This window comes from Blautia sp. MSJ-9, from assembly GCF_018919065.1.
In the GTDB taxonomy this organism is placed as follows: domain Bacteria; phylum Bacillota; class Clostridia; order Lachnospirales; family Lachnospiraceae; genus Blautia_A.
Map to the genome: position 1 here is coordinate 69,641 of NZ_JAHLQG010000043.1, position 15,941 is coordinate 85,581.

The window sequence follows — 15,941 nt, forward strand, 5'->3', positions numbered from 1 at the left end:
GATATCTTTGCCGTGCGCCAAACACGCCTGCGATATTTTCCTTGTTTTCACACTTTGTTGAACTGTCTTAAATGTATTATTTACGAGGATTACAATAATTCAAGTAAGTAGAGCAGTGGATAATTCATATAAAAATACCGTAATAAAAGTAGATAATAAATTACTTTTGTTACGGTATTTTTGTTGTAAATATTATGTACGATTCAGGGTGATGGGTTCCATTCAAGTTGAAAAATGAATTTTATTTTGTCTTTTCAAGAGTAAAGATAAATTCAGTTCCTACGCCCTCTGTACTGATCACATCAATATTCTGGTTATGTGCATTAATGATCTCCTTAACAATAGAGAGCCCAAGTCCGGTGCCCTTGCGGTCTTTTCCGCGGGAGGCGTCAATCTTGTAGAAGCGGTCCCAGATTTTGTTAAGGCTTTCTTTCGGGATGCCGGTTCCGTGGTCTTTGACAGAGACGAAAACTTTTCCACTCTTTACGGTAGTCTCTATCTGGATAGAGGAATTATCATTGCTGAATTTAATGGCATTGTCCAGAAGATTATAAAGAACCTGCTGGATCTGTTCCATATCCGCTTTGACATAGAGCTCATGACCAGAAAGCAGCAGCTCCAGACGAATCTGGCGGTTGGTACAGATTCCCTCAAATACAGCTGCTGTATTTTTGATCGTATCGTTGATGTCGAAGCGGTGGATGTGCATCATTCGTTTCTTCATATCCAGTTCGTTCAGAGTCAGAAGACTGCGGGTCAGTTTTTCCAGACGTTCCGATTCGAATGCGATGATCTTCAGGTAACGGTCCTGCATTTCATAGGGAATCGTGCCGTCCAGAATGGCATTGACATATCCCTTGATGGAAGTAAGCGGAGAGCGGAAGTCGTGAGAGACATTGGCGATAAATTTTCGCTGGTATTCTCCGTTTTTATTCAGCTCGTCTGACATATAATTCAGGGTGTTTGCCAGATAACCCATTTCATCATCAGAAGTAACTTCGATCCTGTATTCCAGATTTCCACCAGCGTATTCACTGGCACCTTTCATGATCTTAGTCAGCGGTTTACGTATATAGTGGCTGTAGACCCACAGAAGCAGGCTGGTGGCAGCATAGCAGATGAGAAAGATCACCTGCATGATAAACAGGATACTGCTGCGGCTCTGGTAGAGGTTTGTCATAGCATAATGGATCGCTACATAGCCTTTGGTCGTCATATCAGAGGTGATCGGAGCAATGACACTGAGCTGATCCGTGTCAAAATAGCCATAGAAGTTTCCAACCTGATAATAATTGCTGCCCCATTTGGCAGCGTCAAATTCCTCCAGTGGAATCGGATCATCGATGTCGATATCTTTTCGCGTGCTGACAATAATCTCGCCATTGCTGTTAATGATCCACAACACAGCATCCTGAAAATCTGCGATTGCAGATAAGTGTTCCTGCAGGGTGTCTACTGTAGTGGAAGAAATATTGCTTTTAACTGCATCATTGGAAGCAATATTATGTGCCTCCGTATAAAGAGCGGTGCTTAAGGAATGCTCAAAATGCTTTTCCACCATATAGGAGCCGCCCAGTGTTACAGTAAAGAATCCAAAAACCCCGATGAAAATATAGAACATCAGAAATTTTGTGGAAAGATGATGCTGTTTCATGGATTTTTTACCTCAAATTTATATCCGATTCCCCATACAGTGGCGATTGCCCAGTGTGGGTTGTCCTTGATCTTTTCTCTCAGACGTTTGATATGAACGTCTACAGTACGGGTATCACCGATATACTCATAGCCCCAGATATGATCCAGAAGCTGCTCGCGGGTAAATACCTGATTTGGTGAGGATGCAAGGAAGTAGAGAAGTTCCAGCTCCTTTGGTGGCATGTCCACCTGATGTCCCATGTAAGTAACTGCATAGTTGGTCAGATTGATGACCAGATCCGGATAAGTGACGCATTTCTCATTGGAAGAAACTGCAGGCTGTTTTACCTGGAAGCGACGCAGGACAGCACGGACGCGGGCTACCAGTTCCTTGGAGTCAAAAGGTTTGATCATGTAGTCATCAGCACCAAGCTCCAGGCCAAGGACCTTGTCAAAGGTTTCGCCCTTGGCAGAGAGCATAATGATCGGAACATCAGAGGTATGGCGGATCTCACGGCAGACCTGATAACCGTCGATGCCTGGAAGCATCAGATCCAGAATGATCAGATCCGGGTGAAAAGAAGCGAATTCTTTTAGTGCTTCTTCGCCGTCATTTACGATCTTTGTCTCAAAACATTCTTTGGTAAGATACAGGGCAATAAGCTCTGCGATATTATTATCATCATCAACGATGAGGATTTTCTGTTTGGAAACCATGGCATTTCCTCCTATTTCTTAAATTCTACAATTGTGACACCTGCATCACCCTCGCCGAATTCTCCCAGACGGAAAGATTCTACGTGTTTCTGGCGTTTCAGATAATTGTGTACACCTTTTCGCAGAGCACCGGTTCCTTTACCGTGAACGATACGGACGGATTTGAGATGAGCGATATAAGCGTCATCCAGATATTTGTCAAGTTCTGCAACTGCCTCGTCTACAGTCTTGCCGAGCAGGTTGATCTCAGTGGATACATGAGCTGATTTTGACATACGGATCTTACCTGCACCTGTACGCTGCATGGTAGGAGTGGTGATCTCTGCCTCATCGATCAGTTCCAGATCAGAAATATGAACTTTGGAACGGATAATACCCATCTGAACAAAGAGGAAACCTTTGTTGTCCGGACGGCTGCTGACAGTACCTTTCAGGTTCATGCTGAGAACCTTGACTGCATCACCGAGGGAAATATCCTTGGCTGTAAGTTCTTTCTTCGGTTTTTTGGCAGCAGTTTTCTGAGTCATGCCTTTTTCAGCTTTATTCATACGCTTGCGCAGATTCTGTCGTTCTTTTTCCACAGCAGAGAGATCGACGTGGTCTTTCTGGAACTTGTGGAACATTTTCATGGTCTGGTCTGCATATTCCTTGGCCTCGCGGAGAACGGCATGAGCTTCTTCGTTTGCCTGACGGATGATGCGGTCACGCTGTTCGTTCAGTTTCTCCTGTTTGGATTCCATTTCGGATTTCAGGGAAGCAACTTCCTGTTTGTACTGCTCGATCTCGCGGCGTTCGTTCTCAATAGTCACACGGCTGCTCTCCAGAGAACTGAGGACATCTTCGAAAGACTCATCCTGTTCGCTGATCTGTTCTTTGGCTTTATCAATGATATAATCCGGAAGTCCGAGTTTGGAAGAAATAGCGAATGCATTACTTTTTCCCGGAACACCGATCAGCAGGCGGTAAGTCGGACGGAGAGTTTCCACGTCAAATTCACAGCAGGCATTTTCCACGCCTGGAGTGGAGAGGGCGTATACTTTCAGCTCACTGTAATGGGTGGTTGCCATAGTGCGGATTCCCTGCTCGTGGAGATGGGAGAGGATCGCAATGGCAAGGGCAGCACCCTCTGTCGGGTCTGTACCTGCACCAAGCTCATCAAAAAGAACGAGTGAGTGACGGTTAGCTTTCTTAAGGAAAGAGACCACGTTTGTCATATGTGAGGAGAACGTACTTAAGGACTGCTCGATACTCTGTTCATCACCGATATCTGCGTAAACTTCTTCAAACAGTGCAAGTTCGGAGCGGTCCAGTGTCGGAATATGAAGTCCGGACTGCCCCATGAGAGTGAGAAGTCCGACAGTCTTTAAGGATACAGTTTTACCACCGGTGTTTGGTCCGGTAACAACAAGCAGGTCGAAATCATCACCAAGGCGGATATCAATCGGAACTGCTTTCCTCTTATCAATGAGCGGGTGGCGTGCCTGTTTCAGGCGGATACGTCCCTCATCATTGAAGATCGGCTCTGTAGCATTCATATCCATGGCAAGGGATGCTCTGGCGAAAATGACGTCAAGCTGTACCATGATATTAAGGTCTGCGCGGATAGAGTCGGTCTGTTCTGCGGTCATCTGGCTTAAGTTGGAGAGGATCACTTCGATCTCTTTCTGTTCTTCCAGTTCAAGTTCACGAATGTCGTTGTTTAATTTTACGATCGCCATAGGCTCGATGAATAAAGTAGAACCTGTAGAAGACTGGTCATGTACCATACCTGGAACCTGACCTTTGTATTCTGCTTTGACCGGGATGCAGTAGCGGCCGTTTCTCATAGTGATAACGGAATCCTGCAGATAATTGCGGGCACTTCCGTTTACGAGAGAAGAGAGCTGCGTATGGATCCTGTCTCCGGCAATTTTCATGTTTCTTCGGATCTGGCGAAGATTACTGCTTGCATCATCGCTGATCTCATCCTCTGAGAGGATACATCTGCGGATCTCTGTTGTAAGAGGAGTCAGCGGCTCCAATGCTTCAAACATTCCGTCCAGAGAGTCCGGGAGCGAATCACCGCGCTCACTTCTGGAATAAGCTTTGACACGATTGGTATTCTCCAGCAGGCTGCAGATGGCAAGAAGTTCACCGATCCCGAGAGAACTTCCGATTTCCAGACGCTTCAGAGAACCACGCACATCCTTGACACTTCCGAAAGAGATATTGCCTTTCTGGAAGAGACGGGTGAGGGCGTCCTTAGTCTGAGTCTGCATATGGCGGATCTCATCAATATCTGTAGACGGCTCTGTCTTTCGGCAGATTTCTTTTCCCATGGAAGAAGAAGCCTTGTCTGTCAGTATATTGATGATCTTATAGTATTCAAGTGCTTTATATGCTTTCTGATTCATTGTTGATTTAAGTCTCCTGATTATTACTTTTAATATTTATGATACCGGAAAAAAGAGCTGATCTCATTCCGGGTGTATCTGTAATAGTGGGGGTATCTCAGCTGGATTATTGGGTATGGCTGAAATACCTTTCTTATTATATATGATTTTGGGTGCTGTGAAAAGTGCTAAAATAGTTTGGTCTGAGAGGTCAAAAACATGTTTTTAAAAAAATATTTAAAAAATTTCAAAAAAACTATTGACACTTTATATAGTTTTTGGTATAGTACCAATTGTCGCAACAATAAGTAAAACTTAAAGATGAAACGCGATATGCGGAAGTGTCGGAACTGGCAGACGAGCAAGACTAAGGATCTTGTGAGCATTGCGCTCGTGTGGGTTCAAGTCCCATCTTCCGCATGAGAAACCTTGTATCTTAACTGATGCAAGGTTTTTTTATGTCACTGGAAAATTACTTATACTATATTCATAAAAAATTCATATCTCTTTGCTAAAATATTTTTAGATTTGTTCGTCCTGACAGATGATAGATCAGACCTGAGTTGAGGAATAGCGGTTACTGGGAGTAGAGCGGACAGTAACGATAACAGGAGAAAGAGTTTTATGAAACAGGACATAAATAAAAGAAAGGATACAAGAGAGTATCAGTTTATACAGGAAACCATAAAGAAACAACCCAGAGAACGCAGAAGCATGGCATGCAGATTACTGGCAATTGCAGGATGTGGTGTTTTATTTGGCGGCTGTGCGGCTGTAACTTTTGCAGGGGTATTTCCTGTTCTTGCGGATAAAGAAGAGGATACACAGCAGAAGATAGAATTGACAGAAACCAGTACTATGGAGAAAGCAGAGGCTGTATCTGAGGCGCAGACTGTGGAGAGCGAAGAGACGGAACAGATGTCAGAGGAGACAGCGAAGAGTCCTCTTGCATTCTATGAGGAAACTTATAAAGAAGTACTTAAGGTATCTCAGGAATCGCAGAAGTCACTTGTTAGCGTAAGAGGGATTTCAAAGGATGAAGACCTGTTGGATAATTCTTATCTGCAGCAGGGCGATTCGGAAGGACTTATTTTCCTGGAAACAGATACACAGTTTTATATCCTGACTTATGAGGAAGAACTGGAGAACCTGCAGGAACTGCAGATCATATTTGCGGATGGTTCTACAGTAACAGGAGAGATATGTAAGGGGGACGAAGATACCGGACTTGCGGTTGCAACGGTGAAGAAGAGTCTTCTCAGTGACAGTACCAGAGAGGACATTGTAGTGTCTGATCTGACAAATGCACAGGAACCAGAGCAGAGCGATATGGTTATCGCGATTGGAAGCCCTGCCGGTGACAGTGATGCAGTGGTTTACGGAATGGTTACTTCCGTGTCTGAGAAGCTGGAAGCTGCGGATACAGAATATGAAGTGTTATCTACAGACATGCAGGGAAATAAAGACGGAAGTGGTGTGCTTCTGGATATATCAGGAAATGTAACAGGCATGATCCTGAAAGAGAGCGAAAGCGACGGTGATAATATCCATGCGATCGCTGTTTCACAGATCCTCCCGCTGGTAGAGCGTCTGGCTAACGGAGAGAAAGCCAGATATACAGGAATTTACGGAACAGGAATCGGACAGGGACTTTATATAGAACGGACAGAGAAAGATTCCCCTGCAATGAAAGCTGGACTCCAGTGCGGAGACATTATCAGTAAGATTGACGGAAACCTGACAGAAAGTATGCAGTCTTATTATACATACCTGCAGACAAAGAAAGCGGGAGAGAAAATTACTTTAACTGTTCTGCGTAAGAATTCCAGAGGGGATTACGTAGAGAAGGATTATAAGGTATTAGTTGAAGAGAGATAGGCAATGGGAAGCGAATAATTTTATACCGCAAAGTTTTGAAAATATAGAATAGATAGAGAGGCAGAGTTATGCGTTTTTTAAACGAATTACATGAGGGAGACAGAATCAGCGGGATTTATCTGTGTAAGCAGAAACAGTCCGCTGTAACAAAGAACGGAAAACCGTATGAGAACATTATTCTTCAGGATAAGACCGGCATCATGGACGGTAAGATCTGGGATCCGAATTCCCTGGGTATTGATGATTTTGATGCATTGGACTACATTGACGTAGTTGGAGATGTGACTAGCTTTGCAGGTGCTATGCAGTTAAATATTAAGCGTGTGCGCAAGGCAGCAGAGGACGAGTATGATCCGGCAGATTACCTTCCTGTAAGTGAGAACAGCACAGATGACATGTACAGTCAGTTAAAAGCTTTTATTGGCAGTGTAGAGAATACATATCTGTCTGCACTGCTGAAGAAGCTGTTTATAGAAGATGAGGAATTTATCAAAGCATTTGAGGGACATTCCGCAGCAAAGACCGTACATCACGGATTTATCGGCGGTCTGATGGAGCATACACTCGGAGTTACCAGACTCTGCGATTATATGTCAAAAGCATATTCGGTCATTAACAGAGACCTGCTGATCACAGCATCCCTGCTTCACGACATCGGAAAGACAAAAGAATTATCCTCATTCCCGTTAAATGACTATACAGACGAAGGCCAGCTTCTGGGACACATCTATATCGGTGCGCAGATGATTCACGACCTGGCAGGACAGATTCCAGAATTTCCGGAGGTACTTAAGAATGAGCTGATCCACTGTATTCTTGCTCATCATGGCGAACTGGAATACGGTTCACCAAAGAAACCTGCACTTGTGGAAGCGGTAGCTCTGAATCTTGCAGACAATACAGATGCAAGAATGGAAACCATCACAGAGATTTTTGCCGCAGATAAGGGCAAGAAAGAATGGCTCGGATACAACAGACTGTTTGAGTCCAACTTAAGAAGAACAGATGAGGTGTAATCTTTATGGAATTTCGTAAGAACGATCTTGTTACGTTAGAGATAGAAGATTGCGGAATTGACGGTGAAGGTATCGGAAAAGCCGATGGCTTCACCGTTTTTGTCAAGGACGCAGTAATCGGAGATACAGTAACAGCTAAAATAATCAAAGCAAAGAAAAATTACGGCTACGGTCGTCTGATGGAGGTACTCAAATCATCTCCATACAGAGTAGAACCGAAATGTGCCTTCGCCCGCCAGTGCGGCGGATGCCAGCTTCAGGCACTCTCCTATGACCAGCAGCTTGTATTTAAGACAAATAAAGTCAAAGGTCATCTGGAGCGCATCGGAGGATTTACAGATATCCCTATGGAGCCGATCATTGGCATGGACGAGCTTTTCCACTACAGAAACAAAGCACAGTTCCCTGTAGGCAGAAATAAAGAGGGAAAAATCGTCACAGGGTTCTATGCGGGAAGAACCCATAACATTATCGAAAACCGCGACTGCGCACTTGGCGTAGCAGAGAATAAAGAAGTTCTGGACCGTGTGATCGCACATATGGAGAAATACGGGATTGAACCATACAATGAAGCAACAGGCAAGGGACTGGTGCGTCATATTCTGATCCGTTACGGATATTTCACAAAAGAAGTGATGGTCTGTTTGATCCTGAACGGAAATAAAATCCCGAAAGAAGATGCGCTGGTAGAATCCCTGCGCGAAATTCCGGGAATGACAAGCATTACCATCAATGTAAATAAGAAACGCAGCAACGTGATCCTCGGCGAAGAAATCCGCCTGCTCTGGGGACAGGAATATATCACCGATAAGATTGGCGATATTTCCTACCAGATATCCCCACTCTCATTCTACCAGGTCAACCCAAGACAGACACAGAAACTCTACGCAAAAGCACTGGAATATGCAGACCTCCATGGCGAGGAAACAGTCTGGGATCTCTACTGCGGAATCGGAACTATTTCGCTGTTCCTGGCACAGAAAGCGAAATTTGTTCGCGGTGTAGAGATTGTTCCGGCGGCGATTGAGAACGCGAAAGAAAATGCGAAGCTTAACGGGCTGGAGAATACAGAATTCTTTGTAGGCAAAGCGGAAGAAGTATTGCCGAGAGAATATAAGAAAAATGGTGTTTATGCAGATGTTATCGTTGTGGATCCACCTAGAAAGGGATGCGATGAGACGCTGCTGGAGACTATGGTGGAGATGAATCCGGAGAGGATTGTGTATGTCAGTTGCGATAGTGCGACATTGGCAAGAGATTTGAAGTATTTGTGTGAGAGAGGGTATGAACTTCGCAAGGTCTGTGCAGTTGACCAGTTTGGGATGACTGTTCATGTTGAGACTGTGTGCCTTTTGGGCAAACGAAAACCAGACGCCACGGTAAAACTCAGCGTGGATATGGATGATTACTACCGTATCATAAATGGTAAAGATGGGGAATGATGATTTCGCTATAGTGCCTCGTTCACGTTGATAATATATCTGATTTTGGAGGGAAATTAATTTATGGATAAAGAAAAAGCAGATATGATTATTTATACGACAGAGGATGGTCTGACGAAAGTTGAAACTACTTTTGATGGTGATACAGTCTGGTTGTCTATTGATCAGATGGCCGAATTGTTTCAGAGAGATAAATCAACCATTTCCAGACATATAAAAAATATATTTACAGAAGGTGAATTACAGCGGGACTCAGTTGTTGCAAAATTTGCAACAACTGCTTCTGATGGAAAAGTTTACAATGTAGATTATTACAATCTTGATGTTATTATTTCTGTTGGCTATCGTGTAAAATCAAAACGAGGAACACAGTTCAGAATCTGGGCAACCGGAATTTTAAAAGAATACATGAGAAAAGGATTTGCTTTAGATGATGATCGTTTGAAAAATTTGGGTGGCGGTGGATATTTCAAGGAATTGCTGGAGAGAATCCGTGATATTCGTGCATCCGCGAAAGTATTTTATCGTCAGGTCCTGGAAATTTATGCAACGAGCATAGATTATGATCCGAAAGCGGAAATATCCATTGTATTTTTCAAAAAAGTGCAAAATAAAATTCACTATGCAATTCATGGACAAACTGCAGCAGAAGTAATTTATACCAGAGCTGATGCAGAAAAGGAGTTTATGGGACTTACTACTTTTAAAGGCAATCAACCAACATTAAAGGAAGCAGTAGTTGCAAAGAATTATTTATCTGAAAAAGAATTGCGTGCAATGGGACAACTGGTATCGGGATATCTTGATTTCGCAGAACGTCAGGCGGAGAGAGAACAGGCGATGACAATGAAAGATTGGGCTGAACATCTGGACCGGATTCTGACAATGAGTGGGGAACAGCTTTTGCAGGGGAATGGAAGTATATCACACAAACAGGCTATTGATAAAGCGGCAGATGAATATAGAAAATATAAAGCACGGACACTCAGTGCTGTGGAAGAAGATTATTTGAATTCAGTTAAGGTGTTGGAAAAGATAACTGATAAAAAATGAGAGCATAATTGGAAAAATTAATTTGACATCTACAGTGTGTTATAGAAAACATGAAGGTGAAGCAATTTGCTTGATCAACGAAAACACAGTTGAAAGTGTAGTGTTGCTTTTTGACTCCGATTTGTAATATATTCAATGTGTGAGAATTGTGAAAGCTACTTTGCAGAGAAGAAATTTGTAGATGTAAAGTTAGATACAAAATCTCTTTGAATTAACAGCAATGAATAAGTCGTGAGAAAAGAAACGTGAAAATGATATAAGACACTTATGATATGGGAGGCGGATGTTATGATTATACCTGTAAGTATAAAAAATCAAAGTATTGATTCTTCTGGAATTACAAGTGATTATAAAGCGGCCATAAGTGAATATATTTGGAATGGTTTTGAAGCTAATGCTACAACTGTTAGTGTAGAATATACACTTAATGAAGCATTTGGAATTAAGGAATTAATTATAAAAGATAATGGTGATGGAATAAATTATAATGAATTAGGGGAAACATTTGGTGCATTTCTGGCATCAAAGAAGAATTTGTTGTCGTTACAAATGAAAGCTAAGGCAAATAAAGGAAAAGGGAGATTCTCTTTTATTGCTTTTTCTAATAATGCAGTGTGGCATACTGTTTATAAAGATAATGATGTATATAAAGAATACGAGATCGCTATGTCAAGCGATAAAAAAGAAGTGATTGATTGCTCAGAACCGCAGTTGTCTGGGAAAAGGGTAACGGGAACCGAAGTGAAATTTGTTAATATAAATACATTAACTGTGGAAAATATGAGTTTTGAAGTAATAGAGCCAGCGTTACTCAAAGATTTCGCATGGTTTTTGTATTTATATAAAAATAAAAATGCTGAGATAGTAATTAATGGAGAAAAGCTTGATTATAAAAAATATATAAATATTGATTTGAGTGAAAAAGCTATAGTAACAATTGATGGATATGAGTTTGAAATTAATTTGATTGTATGGCAGGAATCAATCTCTGAAAAATTTTGTTGTTACTATTTTGATAAAAAAACCATATTGAAGGGAAAACGAACTACAACTTTTAATCGTAATACCATTAATTTTAACCATAGTGTGTTTGTCAAATCGGATTTTTTTGATGATAAAGAAAATGTTATAGATGATTATGAAGATGCACAGATTAGTTTGTTTGAATCTCCGAGTGAGAAAAAGGTTCTGAGAAAATTGCATAAAGAAATTCAAAAGCTAATTGAAAATAAAATTAGTATATATTTATCGGATAAAGCTGAAGAAGAGGTTGAAGCCATGATAAGCGAAAGAAAAACTTTTCCTGAATTTCCAGATGATGCATATGGACAAATGCGTAAGAATGATTTGAAAAGAGTAACAAAGGAAATTTTTAAATTGGAGCCTTTGATTTTTCATAAATTAAAGCAAATTCAGGAAAAATCGTTACTAGGTTTTTTGAATCTGCTCTTAAGTTCTGAAGAAAGGGAAAATGTTTTAACTATAATAGAGCAAGTTGTGGAATTATCACCTGAGCAAAGAAATGATTTTTCAAAGATATTAAAGAAAACATCTTTGGAGAATATTATTGATACAATCAAGTTTATTGAAGATAGATACAAAGTAATAGAATTATTGAAAAGTATAGTGTATGATTTAACAAAATTTTCAAATGAACGTGATCATATACAGAAAATTGTAGAAAGACATTTCTGGCTATTTGGTGAACAGTACAATTTGGCAAGTGCTGATCAGAGGATGCAAAAAGCATTGGAACAGTATAGGAACATTTTATATGGAGAAGAGGATGTTACGGCAGAATTGAATCCGGATGCGGAAAATGAACGACGTATGGATATTTTTTTATGTAATACAAGAAATGTTGAAACAACATTTGAAACGACACTGGAAGAAAATATTGTTGTTGAATTAAAAGCGCCGAGAATTCCATTAACAAAGAAAGTATTACGACAAGTCGAAGACTATATGGATTATGTTAGAAGGCAACCGCAATTTAATAGTGAATTCCGAAAATGGAAGTTTATTGCTGTATGTAAAGAGGTAGATGATTATGTTAAGAGCCAATATAAAGCATTTGAAGATAAAGGGAAAGTTGGACTAGTATTTCAAGTAGATAATTGTGAAGTATATGCGCTTACTTGGGATGATATATTTAAAAGTTTTGAAATAAAGCATAAATCAATGCTAGAACGATTAAAGTATGATAGGGAGCGGGTAGCAAATGAGTTGATGGCAGAGGTAAGTGATACTGAAGGTCGAGAAAAAGCAGATACTCTTACGGAAATTGCAGTTGCGCAAATGTTATAAAATGTGAGTTGATAATTAAAAAATGATATAATATGGTTAGTGAAAAATAATTGATGTTTTTGGTAAAAAATAGCTTCTTTTGGGTAAAAAATCAGATACGATAATTCTTACCCAAAAGGAGTATTTTTTATAGTAGTTGAAAAGGAAGATTTTATGTGGTTGCCAAACAACTGCTTGAGTTTCAGCAAAATGTTATTGAAAAATGAATAACTTCTCCTAAGGCGTCAGTCTGCTAGATTTTGATGAAGTAAAAACTGTAATATTAAGAAGTAGAGGCACTTAAATAAGTCATGTTGACGGTAAAATTGATATCGGGTTTGGGAAGATATTTGGAAATTTTATTTAAAAATTTCCGTTTCAAAGTGCAAGTGTTCGATGCAAAATAAGGTATAAGGAATCGCTTTTCTTTTTGGTTAGTGAGATTTTATTGTGGCGATTTAATTTTACATCAAAAAGGAATGAGATTCCTTATATTTTGGAAAATTTTTGGGTTGCGTATTAAGATTCTGGTGAGTAAAAATTACAGAAATTCAAGCAAGATTCTAATAGCAAAAACGGCGGATTTTTGATATAATTAATACAGATTGTCTTAAAAGGAATTTGATAATATGTTAGATGAAATTCATGCAAATGAAGCGGTTAATATAAGTGATGATACGATAAAAAAATTAAGAGCAGACTTTCCGTCTTGTTTTACAAATGAAGGAAAGTTCGATCTATTAAAATTTAAAGAATTGTTATCAGACAATATAGATATAACAAATGAGGGATATGAATTAAATTTTCTGGGGAAATTTGCCGTTTACGGAAATAGCAGGACAGTTAAATTCAATTGTAGAGTTGCACTTTGATTTAGTGAGATAAATACGAATCTACAGTTAGGTAAGAGCAATTCTAATGAAATTATGTTAATGGTTATGAAATATAAAAAGGAAAAAAGATTAAGGAATTCATGAATTGTATATTTGAGTAGGATGTTCCCGACACAAATGTCGGGAACATTAGTAATAGAACTCCACAGATTGGTATGCCTATGAATTCTAAGTTAATTATATGGAAAATGAGAAAAATTGTATTCCATTCCTATAGGTTAAATTTTTGTAATGGTGCCAAAGCTAAATTTTGGCACCCAAGATGGCACTCAAGATGGCACCCAAGGAGATGTATGTGACAAATTGGAGGATAGATTTAGATGATAAGAGGCAATGGGATAAGGTATGAAACGTAAAAAATGATTGCTTTTTTCAAAAATAGAATAAAATAATCGTGATTAGATCTGACATAAGAATGTGTGAGAATATTGACAAGACATTTAAAATGACATATATTGAGGTTAGTGATCGTTCTGTAGAAACTTGTGAAGCCTACAGGCGGGGGAGAGCCTGCGGGACTCTCCCTCTTTTTCTATTACACAAAGGAAAATCCTCTAAGAGATAGTGAAATACTTATCTCTTAGAGGATTTTTTGCACTTAAATAATTACCTAAAAGGTAATAAAATGTCTGAAAAGTATTTACTATGATTTTAGATGATGCTATAATTACTATTACTAAATTGGTAATGAAAAAATGAAAGGAGTTGTATGATTAAGTTTGGGAATGCAGATATTGTATAAGAATGAAACTGCAAAGAAACAGTTTTGTTCGGAGTACAAGAAAAAGTGGCGATATCCTGAGCAAGTAAAAAAGAAACTTGAAGCTGCAGAAAACTTTATAATTAATGCAGGGTCTTTGATGGATATTGCTAATTATCCTCCATTTCATTTTGAACATTTAAAAGGTGATAGAAAAGAGGAATGGAGTATACGATTAGGGAATACAGGATATAGAGTTACAATGATTCCTTGTGACAATGATGGAAATGAAATTACAGAAGGGGACATTTTAGCTCAATGTAGAATGATTAAAATTGTGAAGGTGACGGAGGTGTCGAACCATTATGAGTAATGTAGATGAATACAAGGATATAGTGGCATTTCACCCAGGATATTATATTGCGGATATTATTGCGGATATGGAAATAAGTCAGGCTGAGTTTGCAACAAGAATGGGAACAACAGCAAAGACTTTAAGCCAGTTGATTAACGGACAGGCTAATATATCAAATGATTTGGCAAAGAAGCTTTCTGTTATGATGGGAACAAGTGCAGAAGTCTGGCTTAATTTGCAGAATACTTATGATCAGAAATTGATTGAAATACAGCAGGCTAAGGATTTTGATGCGCAGGCAGAACTCGCAAGGGAAATTGATTATAAATATTTTGTAGATGTTATTGGTCTTTCAGTAACAAGAAATATTAATGAAAAAGTGTCTAATTTGTGTAAGTTCTTCAAGGTAGCCGATTTGAGAATTATGTTACAGCCAGATTTTTTAGTGAATTTCAGGGCAAGCGGGACATGCGGAAGAGAAAAGAATATTATAAATTCCAGAGCCTGGATTCAAACAGCTATAAATATTTCAAAAAATGTCGAGACCAAACCTTATGATGCTGAAAAATTAAAAGGATATTTGCCAGAACTTAGAGGGATGACGATTAAGAAACCGGAAGAATTTTTGCCAAGAATGCGTGAAATTTTTGCAGAGTGTGGTGTTGCATTTGTCTTATTGCCTCATTTGAAAAATTCAGGAGTGAATGGCGCGGTTAAATGGGTAAACGAGGATAGAGTAGTGCTTGCTATGAATAATAGAGGATTGGATGCAGATAAATTCTGGTTTTCGCTATTCCATGAAATTAAACATGTTCTTCAGCAAAAGATTAAAACAGTATTTGTAAGCAGTACAGTTGAAGAAATGATAGACATTAATAATAATCTGGAAAGGGAAGCGGATAAATTTGCAACTAATTATTTGATTCCTCCTGCAGAATATAAGAAATTAGCACCATCAAAATACACTTCTGATAATGAGATTGTAGAATTTGCGAAATCAATAGGAATTCATCCAGGAATTGTAGCTGGCAGGATGCAGCATGAAGGGATTATTGCTCAGAATAGATGCTCAAAATTAAAGGAAAAGTATGTAATAGAGATAAAACATACTGCCTGAGATGGAAGTGAAAAGTAATTCCTATTTATAGCGTTAAGCTGGAAGTTTAGCAGAATTTTATGGGGATGAAGTCAAACGATTAAATGAGTAAGTGAAACAAAATATTAGCAGATTTCCAGAGAATATTATGTTTCAACCCTAAGGTTATCTCCCAATACGAATTGATTTTCTCCCAATTACAATATATAATTGGGAGAAAGAAAAGCACGGCGGTAGAAAGAAGGACCGCCTATGATGTTGTACAGGAGTATGCAATGAATTATATTGGTACTTTTACGAAGCAGAATGCTTTGGCGGGCTGTCCGAGTTTGGGCAGTTCTTCTGTCGAAGCAGCATTGAAAAAATTAGTTCAGGACGGTACGCTTACTCGCCTTGGTTCTGGACGAAAAACACACTATGTTAGAAGCGATGCATTGGAATAGCATTCCTTTCAGCAGGTCGTAATTACACGAAGGCATCAGTCGTATCAAATCGATT

12 protein-coding genes and 1 tRNA gene are annotated in these 15,941 nt (G+C 39.4%); 10 read left to right on the plus strand and 3 right to left on the minus strand.

Annotated elements, in window-relative coordinates; all coding sequences use genetic code 11:
* Positions 1 to 241 precede the first annotated feature (241 nt).
* Genes KQI87_RS12005 through KQI87_RS12015 form a run of 3 tightly spaced genes read right to left on the minus strand, consistent with a single transcriptional unit; the run spans position 242 to position 4,745 of the window.
* A complete protein-coding gene (locus KQI87_RS12005; protein WP_216460345.1) occupies positions 242 to 1,654 on the minus strand; it encodes a sensor histidine kinase in 1,413 nt (470 codons plus the stop codon).
* Entirely contained in the window at positions 1,651 to 2,352 is a 702-nt protein-coding gene (locus tag KQI87_RS12010; RefSeq protein ID WP_216460346.1) for a response regulator transcription factor, read from the minus strand. Before KQI87_RS12010 ends, KQI87_RS12005 begins: the two co-directional genes overlap by 4 nt.
* A gap of 11 nt (positions 2,353 to 2,363) precedes the next feature.
* Positions 2,364 to 4,745 carry an endonuclease MutS2 gene (locus tag KQI87_RS12015; RefSeq protein WP_216460347.1) on the minus strand — a complete coding sequence of 794 codons (2,382 nt, stop codon included), beginning with the start codon at positions 4,743 to 4,745 and terminating at the stop codon, positions 2,364 to 2,366.
* A 314-nt stretch (positions 4,746 to 5,059) separates the two neighbouring features.
* Here KQI87_RS12015 and KQI87_RS12020 point away from each other — a divergent pair.
* The 10 genes from KQI87_RS12020 (at position 5,060) to KQI87_RS12065 (ending at position 15,886) form a co-directional block, all read left to right on the plus strand.
* Positions 5,060 to 5,144, plus strand: a tRNA-Leu gene (locus KQI87_RS12020).
* A gap of 204 nt (positions 5,145 to 5,348) precedes the next feature.
* Complete coding sequence (locus KQI87_RS12025; protein ID WP_216460348.1) at positions 5,349 to 6,602, plus strand: S1C family serine protease; 1,254 nt, start codon at positions 5,349 to 5,351, stop codon at positions 6,600 to 6,602.
* Between the two features lie 68 nt (positions 6,603 to 6,670).
* Entirely contained in the window at positions 6,671 to 7,618 is a 948-nt protein-coding gene (locus KQI87_RS12030; RefSeq protein WP_216460349.1) for a 3'-5' exoribonuclease YhaM family protein, read from the plus strand.
* Positions 7,619 to 7,623: 5 nt separating this feature from the next.
* On the plus strand, positions 7,624 to 9,060 hold the full coding sequence (gene rlmD, locus KQI87_RS12035; RefSeq protein WP_216460350.1) for a 23S rRNA (uracil(1939)-C(5))-methyltransferase RlmD: 1,437 nt from the start codon (positions 7,624 to 7,626) through the stop codon (positions 9,058 to 9,060).
* Between the two features lie 63 nt (positions 9,061 to 9,123).
* The gene (locus KQI87_RS12040; RefSeq protein ID WP_216460351.1) at positions 9,124 to 10,113 is read left to right on the plus strand and encodes a virulence RhuM family protein; all 990 of its coding nucleotides are present in this window, start codon (positions 9,124 to 9,126) and stop codon (positions 10,111 to 10,113) included.
* 288 nt (positions 10,114 to 10,401) lie between these two features.
* Positions 10,402 to 12,420: an ATP-binding protein gene (locus tag KQI87_RS12045; protein ID WP_216460352.1), complete on the plus strand. Its 2,019-nt coding sequence runs from the start codon at positions 10,402 to 10,404 to the stop codon at positions 12,418 to 12,420.
* 608 nt (positions 12,421 to 13,028) lie between these two features.
* On the plus strand, positions 13,029 to 13,271 hold the full coding sequence (locus KQI87_RS12050; protein ID WP_216460353.1) for a hypothetical protein: 243 nt from the start codon (positions 13,029 to 13,031) through the stop codon (positions 13,269 to 13,271).
* A 740-nt stretch (positions 13,272 to 14,011) separates the two neighbouring features.
* Positions 14,012 to 14,365 carry a hypothetical protein gene (locus tag KQI87_RS12055; RefSeq protein ID WP_442860617.1) on the plus strand — a complete coding sequence of 118 codons (354 nt, stop codon included), beginning with the start codon at positions 14,012 to 14,014 and terminating at the stop codon, positions 14,363 to 14,365.
* Positions 14,358 to 15,464 carry a HigA family addiction module antitoxin gene (locus KQI87_RS12060; protein ID WP_216460354.1) on the plus strand — a complete coding sequence of 369 codons (1,107 nt, stop codon included), beginning with the start codon at positions 14,358 to 14,360 and terminating at the stop codon, positions 15,462 to 15,464. The genes KQI87_RS12055 and KQI87_RS12060 overlap by 8 nt, the downstream gene beginning before the upstream one ends.
* Positions 15,465 to 15,718: 254 nt before the next feature.
* Entirely contained in the window at positions 15,719 to 15,886 is a 168-nt protein-coding gene (locus KQI87_RS12065; protein WP_253292503.1) for a hypothetical protein, read from the plus strand.
* The last annotated feature ends 55 nt before the right edge of the window (positions 15,887 to 15,941 follow it).